Origin of the sequence: Tomitella biformata AHU 1821 (genome assembly GCF_000524475.1) — a bacterium.
GTDB lineage: Bacteria > Actinomycetota > Actinomycetes > Mycobacteriales > Mycobacteriaceae > Tomitella > Tomitella biformata.
This window is the reverse complement of sequence record NZ_BAVQ01000050.1, coordinates 1-3,207: the sequence shown is the minus strand read 5'-3', so window position 1 is coordinate 3,207 and position 3,207 is coordinate 1. Positions and strand designations below refer to the sequence as shown.

General features: G+C 64.8%; 1 protein-coding gene. It reads right to left on the bottom strand.

Annotated features, from left to right (window positions below):
- Positions 1–1,903: 1,903 nt before the first annotated feature.
- Positions 1,904–2,104 carry a hypothetical protein gene (locus tag TBIF_RS26290; protein WP_024795576.1) on the bottom strand — a complete coding sequence of 67 codons (201 nt, stop codon included), beginning with the start codon at positions 2,102–2,104 and terminating at the stop codon, positions 1,904–1,906.
- Positions 2,105–3,207 lie beyond the last annotated feature (1,103 nt).

Genomic DNA, 3,207 nt, shown 5'->3' with positions numbered 1-3,207 from the left:
CGCGGTGGTCGGAGCTGGCCGGGCACGGGGCTGGCGAGGCTGATAGGCTTTCACGCCCGTCATGACTGGCGGGGACAGAGGCAAGGGGCGAATCATGGTGTGGGGCAGTGGAACCCGCACCCAGCTGCTTTCAGCGGGCGATGTCCGGGCTCCGCGGACAGACCCTCGGCCTGGAAATCTCTATCCGAAGTTAATCAGGCTGGCCGCGGCACCTCACTAAAGATTGAGGCTAGCCTTCAGCCCCTAATTCTTGGTAGATCCGGGCCCCTCGCACTCGCCGAATTGTCGCCCCGACGATCATGCCCGCGGACAACCCCACGATTATCCCCAATGCAGCCGCGGAACCTGTCCACTGAAGCGCCAGGATCAAACCCAGGACGAAGACCTACCGCCCCGGCCACAGCGGACTCCTTGGTTGCGAATAGTCCACCGATCCGTTCTGGCCTGCTACTCATGAGATCCCTTCTCTCAGCCACGCCACCGATGAGACCGCCGCCAGCCGCGGTGCTCGGCGATGTCCCCATCGCACCCATACCCATTCCCACCAAAGCTCCTGCGCCGGCACTACCGACACACCCAGTAATGGGCTGAACCACGCTGCCACCACGGTATCCGCTTCCTGGACGGTCATTCGTGCCCAGTGTGCTGAAAACTGGAGCAGTAGGAAGCCCAGAGGCGGGAACCTGCGTCGACGTCAACGGAACTTTTTTGCTGCGCTACAAGAGGGGCTACGGCCTCGGCATCTGCAACACTTGTGCAGATCAATGCCATTGCAACAGAGGCGAAAGCTCTCGCCACGATCATCTTGCGCACACTCGAGACCCTCTGTTGCTCACCGATCTGGCAAGCGAACCAGTCCGGCCAGCCGTCCAGGCAGCCCCCCGCTCGAGGGCCTCGCCGCGCCTATCGCGAGTTCCTCTCGATCGGAAGTCAGGTGTGGTTGGGGTTTAGGGGCGGCGCTTGCCAGCGTCACTCTCGGCCACCCGGCGATGCCGCCTAGTCAGCGCAACACCCGGAGGCCCTGCAGATGCGGCGGGGATTCCATGGACGATCGGCAGGAATCCAAGCAGGGGCGAGGCACGTGCCCGATTTGGATCGCGAGCAGTCATGGCTCGGACGCGGGAACCTCAATCCCTCTGTTCTGTCGTCGATTACAGACCATGCCGCGTCAATGGCGGATGGGAGGTGGGCCGGTGGAAACAACATCTCGGGTCAGGACGGGCATAGCGGCGTAGGCGTAGTTGGCGATAGCGCCCCTGGCGGTGGCCTACCGGCGAGCGCGAACTTATGGCCACGCTTGAGGAGGAACAGCTTCATGCGCGTCATCAAAGCGGCCTCGAGGTGGAGCTCGGCGAACTTCCGGGTGAGGTCCAGGAAATCGACTAAGTACGGGCCGCGGACCAACTGCTGAGCCAGATCGGAGGCCGCGGCGGGCAGGCGCGCCCCAAAGCTAGATGGGGCGGCGACGAACCGGCGGCGTACCACTCCCGGTCGACCTGCTCGTCGATCACATGGTCCTACAGGAATTGTCCAGCAGCCTGTTGGAGAACTGCCTGCCGTGGACATGCGGGGAGCCTGCGCAGACAGTTCAGGTTGCACCGCGAGAACCCGCGAATCTGGGGCAAGGCCGCACGCTGTTCCGCCGCGAGCCGCGCGATGACCTTGGCGCCCCAACCCTGCCCATCCTGGCGATCCGCGATGGGCTGGTCGATTTCACAGTACTGGGGCAGCAGCTGGGTGTTGACGCCCCTGCTCGCCCGCGCCAGGGGATGGAGGGGCAGACACGTAAGCGGACTCGTCCATGTTTGCCAGGATCCTGGGCCAGCGGTGTCCGGCCGGCACCTCGCCAGTCCGCAGAGCCCGCACCTCGGTGCGGAAGGGCGACGTGGCCATCCGCGGGATGCTAGTACGGCACCGGGTCGCCAGGCGTCACGGCGATGTCCGCGCGCATCATCGCCTCGAGCCCCGGGGCGGTCGTGTCCATCGCGGTGCTCAGGGAGCGCGGTCTGTCTGCCAGCCCTTGCTGCAGTGGGAACCTTGACCGACCTCGAAATGTCCCGTCCTCGTGTAGCCACACCCAGTCCACGTTCTTCTGCGCGATCATCGCGTCGGAATCCTCGTTCTGCGGGAGGGTCTCCAGGAGTGCCCCGCGCCCAGAATTTGGTCCCGAACACCCCTTCCTCGCCGGATCCGACGCATCCTGCCGCGTCGCCGTCATATTCGAGAACACCGCCGGGAGGACTGGATTCGCTAGCCGCCGCTGTGCGGAGGCGGGTCCTCGATGTCCTCGGCACGCAACTGTCTGAGGTGGGGGAGGCGGTGGGCGGTATCAGCTTGTTGAATCCACTCCATCAACTAACAGTTGCGTGAGACCTGCCCGTGGCCCGCGGAACCCCGGCGCGGCCCGAGTCCGGTCGTTGAGCTCGTCCGCGATCTGGCCCCGGTCTGCCATGGTCGACTTCCGCTGCGCCATGCCCTGCCCGCCGTGTCACCATCCGTGGTGGTAAACACGGCACGGGCAGAACCCCAGCTGGATCGTCCTGTTCAGCAAACCGGTGTGGACAGACGGGATGAGCGAGGGGAGAGGTGTCTCCGAGTCTGGAGAACGATGAGCACCCCCTGATCTCCGTCCGGAACGATGTCGGAACAACGCATTAGAAGACCTGTCGCACAACACTTTTCGAAATGTCGCCCGTCGGTGGGCCGGCGCTGTGCACCCGCGGAGTTGGCACTTGCGGCCCGCTGCGATGGGGTTGGGCCGCAGCTCGAAGGCCATTGTCGTCCTGGGTCGAGGCGATATGCGGGATATCTGCATGTGGGCCCAGGACGTCGAGCCTTTGGTTGCGTGGCGTTAGGGCGGGGGCGTGCTGGGAGCAGTGGGGTGCCAGCTGAGTGGGCAGGATGACGGTCTCGGATCGAAACGCGGCGGATATCGCCGCAGCAGTAAGTCTGCGTCCGGACAACGATTAGGAGGGCTTGGGGCCTTCCGCCGGCGCGCTGGCGGAAGGGGATCTCGCTGTCGGCGGGGACCAGACGGCGATGGCGCTCCAGCTACGCCTCGAGGGCCAGGCTGTCAGCGCTTGCAGAATGACTGAATGGCCTGTGACCAGGCGATTTGGCTTTGGCGTCCGAGTCGCGTAACTTATTGGAAGTCAGCGAGAGACGCCCGGCCGCAAGTTAGCCGGGAACGCGCCCCTGGCGAATCCC